Source organism: Acidithiobacillus sp. TH-A36, from assembly GCF_057473445.1.
On record NZ_JBYCKP010000021.1, the window covers coordinates 1 to 1,105 of the forward strand.

Sequence of the window (1,105 nt, forward strand, 5' to 3'; positions counted from 1 at the left end):
ACATGCCCCCCATGCTATGACCGAGGATAAAGACTTTGCTGGAGTGAATCCTTGGGTCGCTTCTCAGGAAATCAGCCGCAAGGATAGCATCCTCAATAGTTTCTTCTTTTACTGATAGGCCAGTGTCATTTCTCATTTGCTTGCCATAGACGAATGTTCTCTTGTCATACCGTAACACGGCGATTCCCCTTGCCGATAGCCCCTCAGCAAGGTCTTTAAACGGAGTGACATTCCCGATTTTTTCATCCATATTGCTCGGACCTGAACCATGAACCAAAACTACCGCTGGGAATAATCCGTTCGTTCCCTCAGGAATGGCCAATATGCCGTTCAGTGGGTATTTCGTCTCAGCACCGATAACAATTTTTTCATCACCCATTGCACTCACCTCCGATGGTTGAAAATCAAAATAAAACGCCATGCGTTTATCGATGGTGTCGATCCTCTTTTGCGTAAAAATACGACGCCACAACCGTAATGAGCACCCATAAAATAACCGGCAATAAAACTGCAGGCATCATCATTTTCCCAATTGGTAAAACCCAGGCGAGAACGACGATAAGCATCCCCATTGGAATGCCCAATTGTCCGCATAACCGGTGAGTACGAATCCAGCTTTGTTCGCTTGATAATGTCCAAGGCGTGCGAACGCCGATCCACCAATTCGGTCGAAGACGCGGTAAAACATTTGCGATCAGCATGAACATGATACCGTATGCGGTCGGAGCGAAACGCATAGAACCGATGTGCAAAAGGTGTCCTAAAACCGTGAGGTAGATCAATCCAATACACACAACAATGACGCCGCCGATATATCGATACGTCAACCAGAAGGATTCGTAGTTTCTTCTCTTCGGGTCAATCCTCCAGAGCACATGCCATAAGAGTATGATGACAAGCATGATTGACGGTTCGTACAAAGTCGCTACCAGACGCGAAATGAAGAGAGCCGGTCTTCCCGTCGAATTGACATGGCTTGGAACCCGTGCAGGGAGATGAACGTACGCCATACACCCCAGCACAATTGCCAAGATCCAAGCAAGCCAGCCCCACCACGGCATTGCCTTTTTCTTATTCATCACTATCACCACCTCCAAAGTGTTCG

Annotated in this window: 2 protein-coding genes; both read right to left on the reverse strand. The window is 47.6% G+C overall.

Translation table 11 applies throughout. The features are described from left to right. On the reverse strand, positions 1 to 379 hold a 379-nt coding region (locus AC2VLY_RS00560; RefSeq protein WP_486893538.1), incomplete at its 3' end, for an alpha/beta hydrolase family protein. Positions 380 to 425: 46 nt separating this feature from the next. Beyond that, positions 426 to 1,105, reverse strand: a 680-nt coding sequence (locus tag AC2VLY_RS00565) for an SdpI family protein (RefSeq protein WP_486893539.1), incomplete at its 5' end; no start/stop codon positions are given.